Source organism: Kluyvera chengduensis (assembly GCF_044197065.1).
In the GTDB taxonomy this organism is placed as follows: domain Bacteria; phylum Pseudomonadota; class Gammaproteobacteria; order Enterobacterales; family Enterobacteriaceae; genus Kluyvera; species Kluyvera ascorbata_C.
Genome location: NZ_JBIQOI010000006.1, coordinates 24,117 through 38,730 on the forward strand (window position 1 = coordinate 24,117; position 14,614 = coordinate 38,730).

Annotated in this window: 12 protein-coding genes; 3 read left to right on the forward strand and 9 right to left on the reverse strand. The window is 56.6% G+C overall.

The genetic code is table 11. From position 1 onward, the window contains the following. Nucleotides 1-229 precede the first annotated feature (229 nt). Nucleotides 230-1,600: an NAD-dependent succinate-semialdehyde dehydrogenase gene (locus ACH1XZ_RS15685; protein ID WP_395596309.1), complete on the forward strand. Its 1,371-nt coding sequence runs from the start codon at nucleotides 230-232 to the stop codon at nucleotides 1,598-1,600. Between the two features lie 69 nt (nucleotides 1,601-1,669). Here the strand turns inward: ACH1XZ_RS15685 and ACH1XZ_RS15690 are convergent, their stop codons facing one another. The 4 genes from ACH1XZ_RS15690 to btsT form a co-directional block, all read right to left on the reverse strand. Continuing rightward, nucleotides 1,670-2,215 carry a YfaZ family outer membrane protein gene (locus ACH1XZ_RS15690; protein WP_333496099.1) on the reverse strand — a complete coding sequence of 182 codons (546 nt, stop codon included), beginning with the start codon at nucleotides 2,213-2,215 and terminating at the stop codon, nucleotides 1,670-1,672. A 435-nt stretch (nucleotides 2,216-2,650) separates the two neighbouring features. Further along, complete coding sequence (gene yjiA / locus ACH1XZ_RS15695; protein WP_395596310.1) at nucleotides 2,651-3,604, reverse strand: GTPase; 954 nt, start codon at nucleotides 3,602-3,604, stop codon at nucleotides 2,651-2,653. 10 nt (nucleotides 3,605-3,614) lie between these two features. Next, nucleotides 3,615-3,818 (reverse strand): YbdD/YjiX family protein, encoded by a 204-nt coding sequence (locus ACH1XZ_RS15700; protein WP_106930447.1) that lies wholly within the window; start codon nucleotides 3,816-3,818, stop codon nucleotides 3,615-3,617. 107 nt (nucleotides 3,819-3,925) lie between these two features. Beyond that, nucleotides 3,926-6,076, reverse strand: coding sequence for a pyruvate/proton symporter BtsT (btsT, locus tag ACH1XZ_RS15705; RefSeq protein ID WP_395596311.1), 2,151 nt, complete (start codon nucleotides 6,074-6,076; stop codon nucleotides 3,926-3,928). Nucleotides 6,077-6,374: 298 nt separating this feature from the next. Here btsT and ACH1XZ_RS15710 point away from each other — a divergent pair, with 298 nt between their 5' ends. Further along, nucleotides 6,375-7,385, forward strand: coding sequence for an Ldh family oxidoreductase (locus ACH1XZ_RS15710; protein ID WP_395596312.1), 1,011 nt, complete (start codon nucleotides 6,375-6,377; stop codon nucleotides 7,383-7,385). A gap of 204 nt (nucleotides 7,386-7,589) precedes the next feature. After that, nucleotides 7,590-9,257, forward strand: a complete 1,668-nt coding sequence (tsr, locus tag ACH1XZ_RS15715; RefSeq protein WP_395596313.1) for a methyl-accepting chemotaxis protein — start codon at nucleotides 7,590-7,592, stop codon at nucleotides 9,255-9,257. Between the two features lie 115 nt (nucleotides 9,258-9,372). Here the strand turns inward: tsr and ACH1XZ_RS15720 are convergent, their stop codons facing one another. From ACH1XZ_RS15720 to ACH1XZ_RS15740, 5 genes are all read right to left on the reverse strand, one after another. Beyond that, nucleotides 9,373-9,849, reverse strand: coding sequence for a hypothetical protein (locus ACH1XZ_RS15720; protein ID WP_395596314.1), 477 nt, complete (start codon nucleotides 9,847-9,849; stop codon nucleotides 9,373-9,375). Continuing rightward, complete coding sequence (locus ACH1XZ_RS15725) at nucleotides 9,846-10,595, reverse strand: winged helix-turn-helix domain-containing protein (RefSeq protein ID WP_395596315.1); 750 nt, start codon at nucleotides 10,593-10,595, stop codon at nucleotides 9,846-9,848. The genes ACH1XZ_RS15720 and ACH1XZ_RS15725 overlap by 4 nt, the downstream gene beginning before the upstream one ends. A gap of 106 nt (nucleotides 10,596-10,701) precedes the next feature. Continuing rightward, nucleotides 10,702-11,670 (reverse strand): Csu type fimbrial protein, encoded by a 969-nt coding sequence (locus tag ACH1XZ_RS15730; RefSeq protein WP_395596316.1) that lies wholly within the window; start codon nucleotides 11,668-11,670, stop codon nucleotides 10,702-10,704. Further along, complete coding sequence (locus tag ACH1XZ_RS15735; protein ID WP_395596317.1) at nucleotides 11,661-13,874, reverse strand: fimbria/pilus outer membrane usher protein; 2,214 nt, start codon at nucleotides 13,872-13,874, stop codon at nucleotides 11,661-11,663. The genes ACH1XZ_RS15730 and ACH1XZ_RS15735 overlap by 10 nt, the downstream gene beginning before the upstream one ends. Next, complete coding sequence (locus tag ACH1XZ_RS15740; RefSeq protein WP_395596318.1) at nucleotides 13,858-14,613, reverse strand: fimbrial biogenesis chaperone; 756 nt, start codon at nucleotides 14,611-14,613, stop codon at nucleotides 13,858-13,860. Before ACH1XZ_RS15740 ends, ACH1XZ_RS15735 begins: the two co-directional genes overlap by 17 nt. Between the last annotated feature and the right edge of the window lies 1 nt (nucleotide 14,614).

The window sequence follows — 14,614 nt, forward strand, 5'->3', positions numbered from 1 at the left end:
GAAAATCAAACGATTCGCTTTAGTTCACATTAACGAATTTAATGTATCAAATAACTGGTATCGCACTCACAGTTCGCGTTGAAATTATTCGCCTCATACCTGTCATCCTCCATCCTGTCCGGCGGGGGATATTTATTCGGAAACCTCCGTTTATACCCAACTTTACGTCCGTAACCAGCCAGATTGACTACCCTTAATACCCTAAGCGGTAAAAACAAGGAGATTCATGATGGCTTACCAGACAGTTAATCCTGCCACTAACCAGCTTATCAAAGCGTACCCTTCCCATTCCGACGCAGACGTTGAAGCGGCGCTGAAAGCGGCCGATGCGCTTTATCATTCCGACTGGGCAAAAGGGGATATCGACCAACGTCTGCCGGTGCTGCATAAACTGGCTGATTTGATTGATGCCCGCGCTGAGGAGCTGGCCAAAATTGCCAGCCAGGAGATGGGTAAACTGATTGCCCAAAGCCGCGGCGAAGTGAAGCTGTGCGCGCAAATCGCCCGCTACTATGCCGACAACGCGAAGCAGTTTCTTGCGCCGGTGAAGTACAAATCTGAGCTGGGCGAGGCGTGGGTCGAACATCACCCCATCGGCGTGTTGATGGCCGTTGAGCCGTGGAATTTCCCTTATTACCAGCTGATGCGCGTGCTGGCGCCGAACCTGGCGGCGGGTAACCCGGTGCTGGCGAAGCACGCCAGCATTGTGCCGCACTGCGCGGAGGTCTTTGCGCACCTGGTACGTGAAGCGGGCGCGCCGGAAGGGGCGTGGGCGAACCTGTATATCTCTCAGGATCAAGTGGCGAATATTATCGCCGACGACCGGGTGCAGGGCGCGGCGCTGACCGGCTCCGAAAAAGCGGGGAGCGTGGTCGCGGCGCAGGCGGCGAAGCACATCAAGAAATCGACCCTTGAACTGGGCGGTAACGACGTTTTCGTGGTGCTGGATGATGCCAACCTCGATAAAGCGGTGAAAATTGGCGTGAATGCCCGTTTGAACAACGCCGGGCAGGTCTGTACCGCGGCAAAACGTTTTGTGCTGCATGAGAAAATTGCCGACGCCTTCCTGAGTAAATTTACCGAAGCTTTTAAGCAGGCAAAAATCGGCGACCCGCTGGATGAAAGCACCACGCTGGGACCATTGTCATCAAAAGACGCGCTGGAGACGCTGACCAAACAGGTCAACGACGCGGTGAAAAACGGCGCGAAGCTGCATCTTGGCGGCAAGCCGGTGCAGCGTGACGGCAGTTTCTTCGAGCCCACTATCCTGACCCATATTTCCCGCGATAACCCGGCGTATTTCGAAGAGTTTTTCGGCCCGGTCGCGCAGATTTATGTCGTTAAAAACGATGATGAAGCGGTCGCCCTCGCCAATGATTCCCACTACGGCCTGGGCGGTGCGGTCTTTAGCCAGGATATTGAGCGGGCGAAGAAAATGGCGTCGCGCATTGAGACCGGGATGGTGTACATCAACTGGCTCACCGATACCGCGGCTGAACTGCCGTTTGGCGGCGTTAAGCGTTCCGGCTACGGCCGCGAGCTGTCAGATCTGGGGATTAAAGAGTTTGTGAACCAGAAGCTGGTGGTGGTTCGTCGGTAACGGCTCCCATAAAAAAAACCTGCCGGTCAGGCAGGTTTTTTGTCGGTATAGCGCGCGTTTTCGGTTTTATTAGAAAGTCACGCCGCCGCCCACGTAGGCGCCGTCAATCAGCGTGTGGCCTGGGCGACCGTCTTTACCGTCAACGCTCACGTGGCGGTAGCCCACTTTCAGCGTTACCGGTTTGATAGGGGTCCAGCTCACGCCGCCGTTGGCTTCAACGTAGTTTTTCACGCTGTTGTTCAGCCCTTCTGGTGCGACATAGCCTTCACCAAATACGTTAATGCTGTCGGTCAGCGCCACGTTCACGCCGCCACCGATAGGGAAGGCCACGCCGTTATCGCCTTTTTTCGGCCCGAGGTAGATGGCTTTCGCGCCAGCGTTCAGCATGACCGGGCCCACTTCAAAGTTATAACCCGCGCCTACGCCGCCGGTCTGCGTACCGTCATCGGTATTTTTCAGCCAGTTGCTTTCCGCATACAGGCCGGAAGAGGATTTGCCCATTTCCAGATTAAGGTTGGTGAAGTTCTTACCTTGCTCAATGCTGCCGCCCATCGCCAGTGCGGAACCGGATACAGCGGTCAGAGCGGAAAGGAGCAGGATATTAAGCTTTTTCATGGTGTATTCCTCGTCATCAAATTAATCTGAGGACACCTTAACAACTGGATTTTACTTCTGCAAATGTGACTCATGTCGATTTTTAATACTGCTTTTGTAATCGTTGTGATGCCTTTTTGTTACTTGGGTGTTTGTTTTTGCCGGCGTCAAATATTAGCCTTTTACTGTTTAGCGTCCGTTTAGTTTTTGGCTAAACAGACCTTGAACAGAGCGGGGGATATTGGTTGGCAGTGAATTAATTGTCTTTCTAATAATTTCCAAAAACGCTCCAATTGTCATGAATGAAAATGGAAATTTACATTTCTACGCATTTAATTACCCCTCCTGGCGGAGGGCGAGCGTGATTTAAGCTGTTGCGTAGCCCGGCCAAGCGAAGCGCCGCCGGGATTTGCGCCGAGCCGTTCCCGGCGGCTCTTCGCTTGGCCGGGCTACGGGTTATTTTTTCAATCCTGCGAAAGCGCTGCGGATTTCTTCTTCCGGTAGCTGAATGCCAATAAACACCAGCGTACTGTGCGGCGCTTCATCGCCCCACGGTCTGTCCCAGTCGGCGCTGTAGAGGCGCTGCACGCCCTGGAACAGCAGGCGATTCGGTTCGCCGTCAATCCACAGCATGCCTTTGTAGCGCAGCAGCTTGTCGGCGAAGTCCAGCAGCAGGTTTTCCATCACGCGGGAAACGTCGCTGATATCCACCGGGTAGTCCAGTTCGACCACGATAGACGACACGTCGTTTTGCTGGTCGGCCATAAAGTGGAAGCGCGGCTTCGAGGTGACGTTCTCTTCCAGCATAAAGCCGTTGGTGTTGAACAGCAGGCCCAGGTCGATATCACCGTGGGTGACGGTGTAAATCGGCGCGCGGGCGTTGATGCGGGCCAGGCGCTCGCGTAGCTTCTCGGCTTCACCGGCGACGTCGGTTTTGGTCAGCAGAATGCGGTCGGCGTAGCCCACCTGCGACTGGGCGATGGTGAACTGGTTCATCTGTTCGTTGGCGTGCACCGCGTCAACCAGCGCAATCACGCCGTCCAACAGGTAGCGCTCGCACAGTACCTCGTGGGAGAAAAAGGTCTGAATGATCGGGCCGGGGTCGGCCATGCCGGTGCACTCAATGACCAGACGGTCGAAGCTGATGTTGCCCTGGTCGAGGTTATCGAGCAGGTCTAACAGCGCGTCTTCCAGCTCGTTCGAGCGGGTGCAGCAAATGCAGCCATTGGTCAGGGTTTTGATCTGGGTGGCGCGGTCGCCAATCAGCTGATCGTCGACGGAGACTTCGCCGAACTCGTTTTCAATCACGGCAATTTTGAAGCCGTGCTGTTCGTTGAGGATGTGGCGCAGCAGGGTGGTTTTGCCCGCGCCGAGGAAACCGGTAAGTAGGGTAACTGCAATCGGTGCCATGATGTCTCCTTTAACAGCAGCGCATGCCGCCTTTTCCATCGCCGCCGTAGCGTGCCTGTTGGCGCTCGCGGAAGAACGCTTCGTAGGTCATGTACGGTTTATCCGGATGGTTGGTCTGCATATGTTCGACGTAGTTGTCGTAATCCGGAATGCCAATCAGCATTTTTGCCGCCTGACCGAGATATTTTTTTGCCTGACCTAAGTTACCAAACATTGTCTCATCCCGATAATAGATAAAGCCGGATGGCGGCTAGCGCCTTATCCGGCCTACGAGAGCTGAACGTGTAGGCCGGATAAGCGCAGCGCCATCCGGCATCAGGTTTAGTGGTGCGAAGAGGTCTTCACGCCGCCTTCCGGTACCGGCACGTACGGTGTTTCTTTGTCGGTACGTTTATCGCTATTGCGCACCTGCATCCAGGTTTTGAAACCGTAGAAGATGATGCTGTACACCACCACCAGGAACAGGATACTCAGGCCTGCGTTGGTGTAGTTGTTGATAACGATGTGGTTCATGTTGGCAATCTGCTGGGCAGTCAGTTCGCCACCGGCAGCAATCTTCTCTTTGTACTGGTTAGCCATGTAGAAGAAGCCTTCCATCTGCGGGTTGGTGCTGAACAGTTTCAGGCCCAGCGCCCAGGTGGTGCAGATAAGCAGCCAGACAGCCGGGATGGTGGTCACCCAGATGTACTTGGTGCGCTTCATCTTAATCAGGATAACCGTACCCAGTACCAGTGCCACGGCGGCCAGCATCTGGTTAGAGATACCGAACAGCGGCCACAGGCTCTTCACGCCGCCCAGTGGGTCGACCACACCTTGATACAGCAGGTAACCCCACAGGCCTACGCAGCCCGCCGTCGCAACCACGCCAGCCACCAGAGAGTCGGTTTTCTTCAGGAACGGCACGAAGTTACCGAGCAAATCCTGCAGCATAAAGCGGCCCGCACGGGTACCGGCGTCCAGCGCGGTGAGGATGAACAGCGCTTCAAACAGAATACCGAAGTGGTACCAGAAGCCCATATCGGCCATCGGCAGCACTTTGTGGAACACGTGCGCAATACCGACAGCCAGCGTTGGCGCGCCGCCTGCGCGGTTCAGTACCGACGGTTCGCCGATATCTTTCGCCGTTTGCAGGATCTGCTCAGGGGTGATGACGAAGCCCCAGGAGCTGACGGTCGCCGCCGCGTGGACGGTCACATCTTTCAGCTGTGCGGCAATCAGCGCCGCGTTCTCACCGCCCATCTCATGCAGGTTTGGCATGGTGATGCCAAGGCCCGCCGGAGGCGTGTTCATCGCGAAATAGAGGCCAGGTTCGATGATAGAGGCCGCAACCAGCGCCATAATCGCCACGAAGGACTCCATCAACATGGCGCCGTAACCAATCAGACGCGCATCGTTTTCGTTCGCCAGCAGCTTCGGCGTGGTGCCGGAGGAGATCAGCGCGTGGAAGCCAGAAACCGCACCACAGGCGATGGTGATAAACAGGAACGGGAACAGCGCGCCTTTCCACAGTGGGCCGGTGCCGTCGATGTACTGGGTCACCGCTGGCATTTTCAGATCCGGGTTGAGGATCACGATGCCGAGCGCCAGGCCAACGATAACGCCGATTTTCAGGAAGGTGGCGAGGTAGTCGCGCGGTGCCAGAATCAGCCATACCGGCAGCAGGGCAGAGATAAAGGCGTAGCCAATCAGCGCGAAGGTGATGGTGGTGTCTTTAAAGGTCAGCGCCGGGCCCCAGTACGGGTCGTGGGCAATCACGCCGCCGAAGTAGATAGAGGCAACCAGCAGCACGATACCTATCACCGACACTTCGCCGACGCGACCTGGACGGATAAAGCGCATGTAGATACCCATAAACAGCGCAATCGGCACGGTCGAGCAGACGGTGAAGACGCCCCACGGGCTTTCTGCCAGGGCTTTCACCACGATCAGCGCCAGCACCGCCAGGATGATTATCATAATCAGGAAGCAGCCGAACAGGGCAATGGAGCCCGGCACGCGGCCCATCTCTTCTTTGACCATTTCACCCAGCGACGAACCGTTACGGCGCGTGGAGATAAACAGCACCATAAAGTCCTGCACCGCACCCGCGAGTACTACGCCCGCCAGCAGCCAGAGGGTACCCGGCAGGTAGCCCATCTGCGCGGCCAGTACCGGCCCTACCAGCGGGCCCGCACCGGCGATAGCGGCGAAGTGGTGGCCGAACAGCACGTAGCGGTTGGTCGGCACGTAGTTCAGGCCATCGTTGTTAATGACCGCCGGCGTTGCGCGCGTGGGGTCGAGCTTCATCACCTTCTGGGCGATGTAGAGGCTGTAGTAGCGATACGCCACCAGATAAACAGAAACCGACGCGACGACGATCCACAGGGCACTGACGTGCTCACCGCGGCGCAGGGCGACGACCGAGAGGCAAAATGCACCGATGATTCCGAGAATCACCCAGGGTATGTGCTTGAATAGCTTTTTCGTATCCATAGTAAAACCTGGTTCTAATAGGATGAATAATCAGCCGAAGCTGCCGTTGTTTTGAGTTTGGGTTTGAGGAGGTATTGACCGTTATGCTGATGACAAGCTTGCCAGAGATACGCGCGCGTAAAGTTGGGTAAATCGGTGAGCGGTTGAAAGCGATGGCTAAGCGGTCAGAAATGACGGCGAGTGGTTTCTTAAGCAGCGGGATAACGGCGAAAATGTGATGTATATCACTATGTTAAGCTGATTAAATTTCTCGCATCCGTCTACCCTATACGCCAGCCCTACAATATGGAGAACAACAATGACAACGATCAACATCGCGCTCAAGGATGCCTACCAACTGGCTTTCGACGTCCTTATTTCAAACGGATTCTCGGCAGATCACGCCGATGCTATTGCCCGCAACGTCACCGCGGGCGAGCGCGACGGCTGTGCCTCGCACGGCCTGTGGCGTCTGCTGGGGATTGTGGAAACGCTGCGCAAAGGCAAGGTGTCGCCGGATGCGGAACCGACGGTCGTCGACCAGGCTCCTGCAATCGTAAAAGCGGATGCCAACGGGGCGTATTCACTTTGTGCCTATGAAAAGGCGCTGCCGCTGCTGATTGAAAAAGCCCGCCAGTGCGGGATTGCGGCCCTGGCGATTAACCGCTGTGTGCACTTCTCTGCGTTGTTTGCCGACGTGGAACCGCTGACCGACGTGGGGCTGGTGGGCTATGCCTGCACGCCAAGCCACGCGTGGGTGGCCCCTGCGGGCGGTACCCAGCCGCTGTTTGGCACTAACCCGATTGCCTTTGGCTGGCCGCGCGGTGAGAAGCCGCCGTTTATTTTCGATATGGCGACCAGCGCCGCAGCGCGCGGTGAAATTCAGCTGCATCAGCGGGCGGGTAAGGCGATTCCGCAAGGTTGGGGGATTGATAGCGACGGCCAGCCGACCACCGACCCACAGGCGGTGCTGGACGGGGCGATGCTGACCTTCGGTGGCCATAAGGGCTCGGCGCTGGCGGCGATGGTGGAGCTGTTCGCCGGTCCGCTGATTGGCGATATGACCAGCGCCGAATCGCTGGCGTGGGATAACGGCGCGGGCGGCCTGCCGTACGGCGGTGAGCTGATTCTGGCACTCGATCCGCAACGTTTCCTGGGGAGTGAGGCCGAGGGGCATCTGGCGCGCGCCGAAACGCTGTTTAGCGGTATGCAGTCACAGGGCGCGCGATTGCCGGGTGAGCGACGCTATCTGGCGCGTGAGCAAAGTGAGAAGCAGGGGCTGGCACTTTCACGTGACCTGTACGATGAGATTTGTGCGCTGCGCGGGTAATGTGCATCCCCGGCGGCGCTTCGCTTGGCCGGGCTACGGGATCTGTCAATTCGCACCCATCGGCTCCCTCTTCCCTCTGGGGAGAGGGAGCACATCGCACTCTGATGCAAAATCGTGCCACTACCCGTATTAATAGTCACAATTTCTATAAAGTTTTTCTTTTCCACGCCGAAAACTCGTTATTCGTCCGGAGGAAAGAGAAACATGTTAAAACGTATAAAAATCGTCACCAGCCTTGTGCTGGTTTTGGTGTTGTTTGGCCTGTTACAGCTGGCATCAGGGGGCCTGTTCTTTAACTCTTTAAAGCACGACAAAGAGAACTTCACCATTTTGCAAACCGTCCGTCAGCAGCAGTCAGGGCTGAATGAGAGCTGGGTGGCTTTGCTGCAAACCCGTAACACCCTGAACCGTGCGGGGATCCGTTACATGATGGATCAAAACAATATCGGCAGCGGCGCTACCGTCGCGGAGCTGATGCAGATTGCCACTAAATCGCTGTCGCAAGCGGAGAAAAGCTGGGCTGGGTACGAAGCGATGCCGCGCGATCCGCGTCAAAGCGAAGCGGCGGCGCTGGAAATTCAGCGTAACTACGATATCTACCACGGCGCGCTGGCCGAGCTCATCAAGCTGCTGGGCGCAGGGAAAATCAACGACTTCTTCGACCAGCCGACCCAGGGCTATCAGGATGGCTTTGAGAAGGCTTACGTCAACTACCTGCAGCAGAACGACAGCCTGTACGATCTGGCGGTCAACGACAGCAATGCCTCTTACACTCAGGCCATGTGGATCCTGTTCAGCGTGATGATCGCCGTACTGGCAGTGATTATCTCGGTCTGGCTGGGCGTACGTAAAACGCTTATCGCGCCACTGAATCGTTTAATCGACAGCATTCGCCACATTGCGGGCGGTGACCTCGTCAAACGCATTGACGTGGAAAGCGATAACGAAATGGGCGAGCTGGCGCATTCTCTGCGCCATATGCAGGGTGAGCTGGCACGTACCGTGGGCGAAGTTCGTCAGGGTGCCGACGCTATTTACAGCGGCGCGAGCGAAATCGCTATGGGCAACAACGACCTCTCTTCACGCACCGAGCAGCAGGCGGCCTCTCTGGAGGAAACGGCGGCGAGTATGGAAGAGCTGACCGCGACCGTGAAGCAGAACGCCGAAAACGCCCGTCAGGCGAGCCATCTGGCGCTGAGCGCGTCGGAAACCGCGCAGAAGGGCGGTAAAGTGGTGGATAACGTGGTGCAGACCATGCGTGATATCACCGCCAGTTCGCAGAAAATCGCTGATATTATCAGCGTGATTGACGGCATTGCCTTCCAGACCAACATTCTGGCGCTGAACGCCGCGGTGGAAGCCGCACGTGCCGGTGAGCAGGGTCGCGGTTTCGCGGTGGTCGCGGGTGAAGTCCGTAACCTGGCGCAGCGCAGCGCCCAGGCGGCACGGGAAATTAAAAGCCTGATTGAAGACTCGGTAAACCGCGTCGACCTCGGTTCTACGCTGGTGGAAAGCGCGGGCGAGACCATGGATGAAATCGTTAACGCGGTAACCCGCGTGACCGACATTATGGGCGAAATCGCTTCCGCTTCGGATGAACAGAGCCGCGGTATCGACCAGGTGGGTCTGGCCGTATCGGAAATGGATCGTGTGACCCAGCAGAACGCCTCGCTGGTCGAAGAGTCCGCCGCTGCCGCAGCCGCGCTGGAAGAGCAAGCCAGCCGACTGACCCAGGCGGTCGCTGTATTCCGTATCCAGCAAAGCCAGGCAACCGCCGCGCGCGAACCCGTCAGCGCGGTGAATGCACCGGCAGTGGGCAGCCTGCGTAAAGCCGCAGCGACCGACACCGGGGAAAACTGGGAAACCTTCTGATACCAAATGCGCCCCTGTCCGGGCGCATTCATTCAGCAATGGCTGGTAATGAAGGGGTATCCGTAGAGGTTGTCGGGCGAACGGAATTTATCATGGAAGGACGTATCGCCCGCCGTTAACCCGCACAAACGAGAATCGGCGAATAAAAATTACTGATAATCATTGCGTTATCAGGTGTTTTGCGGATGCTCAGCAGTCGCTTCTGGCCTGGGGTGATCCCCAGCGCGTATTTTTCAAAGACGCCAGCAGGCACGTTATCGTGACCAAATTTCTCGACCTGCGTGATGCGTAGCTGGTAGAACGTTTCGTGAACGTAGTTCCACTCAAAGCTCTCCTGGCGCGACACCTTAGAGTGCTGGCCATCGTTAACCACCTCGCCGTTCATGTTGAAATAACCGGTACCATCCGGTGCGAAGTGCATTACCACCATCCCTTCAAATAAAAACCGGTTGTCCTGATGGCTGTCTTTATAGGTGAGGCTACCCTGACAGGTCATTGAGAGCCGCGTGGTGTTGCGTATCCATAGTGAGGTTCCAAGAATAATCAACAGATTAAGCAAGATGAAACCGATGAGCCGTTTGTGCTTTTTCACTTTTGCCACTCGTAGTAATAGAGCGTCTGGCAGGCGCTGGCTTTGCCGAGAAACTGGGAACATTGGGAGAGCACCAGACGACCTTCATCGCCATACAGCAAGGGATCCTGAATATGCGCATAAAAGACAGAGTGATTCAGGCAGGAAAACGCCCCGTCTTTTTGAATCTGTGCGATCAGCTTTTTAGCCTGTTCCCTGAAGACATCCGCCAGCGGCGCGAGGGTATAGACCGGGCAGTTGCCGATATGCTCCAACAAATAGATATCGGCCTGCTGTTGCCGGTTTTTCCAGACGATGGCCGTGCTACAAAGCGCCAGTACGATGAGGGTGACTATCGCGTATACGGCGGCACATTTTCTCGGGCGGGGGGCTTTTTCACGCTTCAATACCGGGGAAGCCGGGAGGGGAGTGAGCGGGGCGATAGAAATATCCGCGCTGAGCATAAACCCCACTTTTGGCACGGTGACAATAAACAGGCTGTCAGGCACCAGCGTGGCAAATATTTTGCGCAGAATACTGATGTACTGATTGAGCGAGTTGCTGGAACCACGCAGCCCGCGCTCGTCCCAGACTTGTTCAAGGAACGTTTCGCGTTCGACCACCATGCCGTGGTGGGCAATCAGCAGATTGAGGATCGTTTGCGCCGTGCAGGTTAATATCTGGCTTTCCGAGTCGGGATCGTTTTGTAATGTCAGTGAACCATCCTCGTTGTCATAAACGAGTACGTTCGCGAGCAGATATTTCATGGTTTTCAGGCGATCCGGATCGGGTAAAAAAACGACGTTAACGTATGTCTAGCCATTTTAGCCTGCTTTGTTATCGGTAACATTGATCCGGCTCGCCCTATTTTGATTAATAAGTAAGCGTAATAACGACGTCGTCGCTGAACAGGCCTGTGCCGCTCAGCGTCTGTGGCGGCACGGTGCCGTAGACGGTGAAGTTCTGCACGTTTCCGTCCTCGTGCGTAACCTCTAGCGTGTTGCTGCCCGTCTGCTCTCCCCACGGTATGGTTGTGCCTGCATCCTGCCACAGCGCGTATTGCAGGCACTGATGCCGATCGTTACAGAGCTGCCGCTGGCTCCCTGAAGCGTGTTCACCTGCGCTTATTCCCAATGAGTAGTGCGTGCCTACCGGGCAGCGAGAGCGAATGGTGGCCGTCGAGGAGATGCGCGACATCAGTGATGTGCTGTTGACGGTGCCGAAGTCGAGCGGCGTTACGCTCTGGATAAAACAGCTGTCAGACAGCGTTGCGCTGGCGCTGGATGAGTTGTCGATGGCTTCCCCTTCGTTCTCACCATCCTGGCAGTTGCGCAACGAAGCCGTGCTCGTCGCGCTGTTCCAGGTCAGCCTCAAGCCCATCGTATAGTTAAAATAGCTGCGTACCGGCAGGTTGCTCTGCCCGGCGGGTATGGACGCCTGTAGAGGGAACGTCCCGCCGACGACCTGGTTGCCTCCCGCGGTCAGTGAGGTTTGTAGCGCGCGTCCCGATGCCTGTGAGGTCAGCTCCTGGCTGGTATCAAGGGCGCTGTAAAGGCGAAACAGCATCGTGTATTGCTTGCCTTCTTCATCGCCGTTTGAGGTCATTTTAAACGGCGAGGTATCCAGGCTGCTCAGGCAGACCTTAAAGTAACGCGTTTCGCCATAATCGGCATAACAGCTGAATTTAACGTTCGCGTGTGTCGTACTCCCGCTGCCGGTTACCAGCGTACCAAATGCGGAGGTTTCCCCCTGGGTTATCCAGCAATTCGAAGCGTGAACAGGGCGACACAGAAAACCCGCGCAAAGCAGAAGAAGTAAGGCGAGGGGGATTTTTAATGACACAGCAAGGTTCCCAGATTGATTGTCGTTCTGCCCTGAGCCGCGGGGAGGGTGACTTCACAGCGCCCTGACGGGGTTTGGAATTGAAGTGCGCCGGGCATCGGTGGGCTTTCCAGCCAGATAAAACCATCGCGCCCGACGATGGATTGGCTATCGCCAAAGGTCACAAGGCTGCCGACGGGCAGCGGCCTGTGCTGCTGATCCATAACTTGCGCACTGACCAGAGATGAACGATGAACCTGAAAATCGACTTTTACGGCTTCACTCTGCCCGGGCGTTGCGCGCATTTCCGTCAGCGGCGTGACGACATCAGGCGGTAAGCCCAGCGGGTCGAGCGAGATTTTACTTTTTTGATAACGGGGCAAATCCGTCAACAGTAAGAAGCCGTTGTCATCCGTTTTGCCCGCCGGACGGTTTTCTACCGCGATGGGGACGCCGCTGATGCCATCGGTGGTGACGAGTGCAATGCCCTGGCGGTTATAGCGCAACGCATAAGGGTGTGAGTCCAGCAGGATGAAGGAGCCTTCTCCGCTGAGGTAGCGGTTGTTGCTTTGATTATCGCGGTCCATCCCCACATGCCACTCGCCGTATTGGCTCAGATAGCCCAGGTCAGCGTGTTGTTGTCGGGTGCTCGCGTTATTCTGGCTGAGCTGCCATGACCAGCCGCCTGACTGATAATCCGGTTGGTGGCGATAGTCCGCGCGCGTAGATTGATTGCTCATTTGCAGTGAAACCGTGTCTTTACGGCCAAGCGGAACCGACAGCATCAGTTGAATCGTTTTGTCGCCAGAGCTCAGCGCATGCGTAAACGCGAAGGTGGTGGAGATACGGTTACTAAAGGATTTTGACCAACTGGCGTTCAGATATCGAGCACTATCCTGCCGTACCCATCCTGCTCCCAGCGTTCCCCACCCCGATAGCGTTTGGCTGACCCAGAGATTGTCAGTGCGCCTGACCGGTAGGCTACCGGAAAGGCGCGCAATGTCTGTCCATTGCTCGCTGCTGCGGCTGGTGCTGGCGGCGAGCCCCAGCCCTTGTCCGTTCCACTGGTAGCCTACCCCCCACTTTACACCATCTCCCTGCGGGCTTTGGCTGCCCGCAATATGGCTGCTGACAATGCCTGCGAGTGGAGAGACCAGCCAATCTTCCGATACGCCGAGGTTATGCGCGTCGCGGTGCTGCTCAGTGTGGGTGCTGAGGGTCAGGCTGTTGTTGAAACCGTAGCGCCAGCCAGCGTCCAGCAGGGGGGTGGCGGCGTAGTCGTTTGAGCGCTCGGCATAGCGTTGGCGCAGCCAGCCGATATCCAGCGAACTGCTGCTGATACCTTGCGCTAGCATGTTGGGCGCACCATATAAATCGAGCGTGACTTCCCGGCGCTGGCCGTTGATATCAGTGATCACCACCTGAGCCTGACCGCTACCTGAGAAGGTAGGGAGCGTATTGAGTATGTAGTTCCCGGGCGTCACCTGCTGATGGCTCTGTTGCAGCCCATCAATATACAAATCGACCGTAGACGGTAGCGCGACGCTATCGCTGAACGCCGTGCGTGGCGCGGTATTTAGCTGTGGGTCGAGTTGAAAATTGCGTGCCAGATGCAGCCCGCCAAAGCGCACCTGACGGCTCCAGCCCACGCCCGTGGTTACGCTATCGCCGACGGCAATACTGGTGAGCCAACGAGGGAAATCATACTGCCAGGTCGTCATGAGCCGGGTATGCATGGCCGCCTCTGCATTGTCTCCGCGTTGAAAACGGCTGTTCGTGCTGTTGCTGAGCTGACCCGGCAGCCAGCCGGAGGTCTGGAGCTGGCTTTGTAAGCTGGTTTGCTTGAGCGTGGTGGTTTTACTGGAATAGAGCGAGTAATCCAGCGTGAGATTGCCCATCTCCTCGGCCTGAGGAAGCGCATCGGGGGCATGATTTGGCTGTGCGTCCAGGTTCTGGACGTGGGTGAGTTCGCTTTCGGGAAGCGTAAGGGCAAGCTGTTGCTGCAGGCTATCGAAGTTGACCTGAATGTGCTTTTCCGCCGAAAGGTTAATCCACGGCGCGTTCGCTTTCGGCGCAGAGATGCCCAGTTTTACGGCATCCTCAGCGCTTATCCACAACGATCCGTGGTCTACGCGGACGGGCCATAGCCCGTCGTACAGATAGCGGTTAACGGCAATGGAGAGATACTGTGTGGTTTCAGCGGATGGCTCAGCGTGGAGCGACATTGTTATTAACCACAGCAGCAGGATGCACGCTGAGCTGACTGGCTTGAGTATGTTCATTCAGATAAGCGCGCAAGGAGGAGAGCGAATCACGGTGGCGGCGTTTAAACGGCAGCGCGAACTGTTTCCCAGGAAGCACATAGCCTGCCAGGCCTGCGAGCGTATCGACTACCTGCCCGTTGTTGGCAATGGCCTGGACGTTGCTCAAGCGGATATGGGTATTGCCCTTGTTCTGACACCATACGTTCTGGTTTTCCTGCTGGCAGGAGAGTTGAGCCGTTTCGTCCTCTCGGGTGAGTTCCTGTGGGGCGATAAAGAGCGGTATGGAGTAGCGCAACAGGAAATGGACGCCATTTTGGTCAGGAGCGTTGAGGTGGCCGTGAGGAAGTTCATCAACCAACAGACGAAAGCTCTGCTCCTGTGGATGGGCAACGGGGTTGAGGACCACAATGCGTACCAGCTGACGCTGCCCTGGCGCTAGCGATGTCACCGCTGGGCTACTGACGACGTTATTTGTCAGCGTCAAAACATCCTTCCCTGAGGACTGCGTCCAGTCATAGACGCGGATCTGCGCATGAATGATCTGGTCCCCGGTGTTGGTGAGGTACAGCGCACCGGCGCGCTGGGAGGTCGTAAGATTCAGCATCACTGGCGCTACCTGTAGGGTGGCGCAGTGCGCGTAGTGAGTGAACACGGAAAGAATGGCTAGCCAGAATAGGGCAAAGAGCGAGAAACGGCGCATG